Genomic DNA, 276 nt, shown 5'->3' with positions numbered 1-276 from the left:
CACCTGTTCCGCTTGCAGTACCTGATCGACAGCCAGGCCCGTCGCCGCGCCTGAGGCCACTTCAGTTCGCCAGCAGCGGCGACGGCTGGCGCTCGAACCAGCGGCTGGCCCGCTCGTAGGCGTGGGCCAGTTGCAGTACCGCGAAGTCGGCCTGGTGCGGACCGATGATTTGCAGGCCCATCGGCAGTCCCTCGGCATTGAAGCCCGCCTGCACGTTGGCCACCGGGCAGCCGGACAGGCTGCCGGGAACCACCACTTCCATCCAGCGGTGGTAGG

General features: G+C 68.5%; 1 protein-coding gene. It reads right to left on the bottom strand.

All coding sequences use genetic code 11. The annotated features are described in order from the left end of the window. Positions 1-61: 61 nt before the first annotated feature. Positions 62-276, bottom strand: a 215-nt coding sequence (locus ACLJNW_RS24810) for an amidase family protein (protein WP_410961302.1), incomplete at its 5' end; no start/stop codon positions are given.

Source organism: Salmonella sp. SAL4457 (assembly GCF_046548235.1).
Classification (GTDB): domain Bacteria; phylum Pseudomonadota; class Gammaproteobacteria; order Enterobacterales; family Enterobacteriaceae; genus Salmonella; species Salmonella enterica.
This window is presented reverse-complemented; position numbering and strand designations above follow the sequence as displayed.